At 44.3% G+C, this 1,307-nt stretch carries 1 protein-coding gene and 1 pseudogene; both read right to left on the bottom strand.

The features are described 5' to 3' along the window. Window positions 1-38 precede the first annotated feature (38 nt). Window positions 39-884: pseudogene (locus tag DFP95_RS28590) on the bottom strand (IS3 family transposase); the annotation flags it as partial. Continuing rightward, window positions 875-1,225 carry a transposase gene (locus tag DFP95_RS29925; RefSeq protein ID WP_425453340.1) on the bottom strand — a complete coding sequence of 117 codons (351 nt, stop codon included), beginning with the start codon at window positions 1,223-1,225 and terminating at the stop codon, window positions 875-877. The pseudogene DFP95_RS28590 and the gene DFP95_RS29925, both read right to left, overlap by 10 nt. Window positions 1,226-1,307: the final 82 nt, after the last annotated feature.

Below are 1,307 nucleotides of genomic sequence, written 5' to 3'. Positions count from 1 at the left end.
CCTGGTCATACCCCCGTCAAGTAGACACGTAAAAAAAGCTAAGCAGCCAGCGCGTGCCGATACTCAATCGGTGCGCGTTGTTTAAGTTTGGCTTGGAATCGTTGATAGTTATAAAAGTAAATGTATTCTTCAACAGCTTGATGAATTTCAGCGCCTGATTTACACTGTTGGAGGTACAACTTCTCTGTTTTGAGATGCGAAAAGAAGGATTCGATGCAGGCGTTATCTAGGCAGGTTGCTTTGCGAGAGTGGCTGCCCTTAACGCTGAATGCTTCTAATCGTTTGTTGTACGCCTGAGACGTATATTGGAAGCCTTGGTCCGAATGGAGCACTGCTTCTGAAACGTCTCTTTTTCTTGTCCATTGCTCGACGGTATCGAGCACAAGTTTTACGTCATTTCGTGCAGACAATTGCCAAGCCACAATTTCATTGTTGAATAGATCCTGAATGACCGATAGGTAATGGAAGTCTGTGCCATCAGAGATATAAGTAATGTCAGTGACCATTTTCTGCTGGGGTGCTGTAGCATGAAACTGACGGTTTAATCGATTCGGGAATACGACAGATGGTGTGTAATTGGATTGTTTTCGTTTCTTTCGAATGACAGACTGAATCGATAAACATTTCATAAGTCGGCTTACTTTCTTATGGTTGACGTGGTGGCCAGCCTCCCATAAAGCGGTCATCATTCTTGGGTATCCAAAGTAAGGATGTGCGAAGTGGATAGCCATCATATGTTCCTTGATTTCATGATCCTTCAATTGTCTCTCGCTGCGCAGGGCTTGCGTAGCGCGCCATTTGTAATAGCTGGCTCTGGGTATCCCCGCAATGGCTAACAAGCGTGTAACGTCATGTAGCTGGCGTAATTCCTCGATTACTTCATAGTTATCCCGTTGACTGAGGGCTTCTCCTTTACTAGATTTGGATACCGCTTTTTTAAGTAGTCTACCTGTACCTTTAGATAATCTCGTTCTTCCTCAATGGAGCCAAAGGTCATACGAGGACGTCCTGTAAGTGGACTCGAAGATCGCTCAGACCCCTTTCGTGTGTTAAAGGTCTCCCCCTCGCTAAACTTCTTAACCCACACTTTAAGTTGGGTACAGTTCCTAATCTTTAACTGTTCTGCTACAGCTTGATAGCTCGCTGCTCCCTCAAGATAATGTCTGACCGCTGACAACTTAAACTCTGCTGAGTACTTCTCAAATACCTGTCCCTTTTTAGCCATAAAAATATCCCCTTCAAGTTCACTCGTTCCTCATGATAACATAAGGTTTTTTTCGAGTGTCTACCTGAAGGGGATAATACCA

This window comes from Cohnella lupini, assembly GCF_003386205.1.
GTDB classification, from domain to species: domain Bacteria; phylum Bacillota; class Bacilli; order Paenibacillales; family Paenibacillaceae; genus Cohnella; species Cohnella lupini.
Note: the sequence above shows the minus strand (reverse complement) of the source record. Positions and strands in the feature narration are given on the sequence as shown.

Bases quoted from the DNA above. Each gene is read 5' to 3' on its own strand.
- DFP95_RS29925 (WP_425453340.1), bottom strand. From the start codon at position 1,225: ATGGCTAAAAAGGGACAGGTATTTGAGAAGTACTCAGCAGAGTTTAAG.